The organism is Kitasatospora nipponensis, assembly GCF_039528135.1.
In the GTDB taxonomy this organism is placed as follows: Bacteria; Actinomycetota; Actinomycetes; order Streptomycetales; family Streptomycetaceae; genus Kitasatospora; species Kitasatospora nipponensis.
Genome location: NZ_BAAALF010000874.1, coordinates 1 through 610, shown reverse-complemented (window position 1 = coordinate 610; position 610 = coordinate 1). Strand labels below are relative to the sequence as shown.

General features: G+C 74.3%; 2 protein-coding genes. Both read left to right on the top strand.

Annotated elements, in window-relative coordinates:
* Nucleotides 1-197: 197 nt before the first annotated feature.
* Nucleotides 198-488, top strand: coding sequence for a YidH family protein (locus ABD323_RS43805; protein WP_344447580.1), 291 nt, complete (start codon nucleotides 198-200; stop codon nucleotides 486-488).
* The coding region (locus tag ABD323_RS43800; protein ID WP_344447581.1) for a DUF202 domain-containing protein at nucleotides 485-610 on the top strand (126 nt) is incomplete at its 3' end. The genes ABD323_RS43805 and ABD323_RS43800, both read left to right, overlap by 4 nt.

Below are 610 nucleotides of genomic sequence, written 5' to 3'. Positions count from 1 at the left end.
CCGTGCACCGAGTCCGTTCCGCCGGGGAGATGACCGACCGATGACCGTCGAGGACGCCGCACCGGAGCCGAGCAGGACAGCCGGGCCGCCCCAGCCGGCCCCGCCCGCCTGATCGGGCCCGCCCGGTCGGGCCGCCCGATCCGACACGCCCACTTGGCCACGAGTCCCCCTCGGGGCTTCTGGCTAAGCTCATTTCCATGCCGGAACCGAGCCAGCCCGGGGAGCCGGACTACCGGTTCTCGCTCGCCAACGAGCGCACCTTGCTGGCCTGGATCAAAACCGCTCTCGCCCTGCTGGCGGGGGGGGTCGCGCTGGCGCTCGGGCCGGCCGGGATGGGCACGGCCGCGTACCGGCGGTGGGCCCGGGTGGACCGGGCGGTGCGGGCCGGCCAACCGCTGCCGCGCACCCACTTCCTGCTGGTGCTGACCTGCTGCGTGGTGGTGATCTCGTTCGTCTTCGCCGCTCTGATCATCGGCTACTCCCGGTGAACCGCGACCCCGGCCTGCAGCCGGAACGCACCCTGCTGGCCTGGGGCCGGACCGCCCTGGTGCTGACCGTCAACGCGGCGCTGGTGCTGCGCACCGGCCTGGCCGACCGGCAGACGGGGCTG